Annotated in this window: 1 protein-coding gene; it reads right to left on the minus strand. The window is 42.9% G+C overall.

What is annotated here, in order from left to right; genetic code table 11:
* On the minus strand, nt 1-226 hold a 226-nt coding region (locus ACX9YW_RS23675; RefSeq protein WP_460351271.1), incomplete at both ends, for an IMP dehydrogenase.

The raw sequence follows: 226 nt of genomic DNA on the forward strand, positions 1-226 counted from the left end.
CCTGCTTGGATTAAGGCTTCAGCAGCTTCACTGGTGGCAATATTACCAGCAATAATGTCGATATTGAGGTGTTTTTTAATGGCAATAACCGTGTCAATAATTCCCTTAGAATGACCATGTGCTGAGTCTAAAACCAAGACATCAACCCCTGCTTTAACTAACGCTTCAGCTCTATCAAGTTGCCCCACACCAATGGCAGCTCCTACTCTTAGTCTTCCGTAATCAT

The organism is Pseudoneobacillus rhizolycopersici, assembly GCF_054786815.1.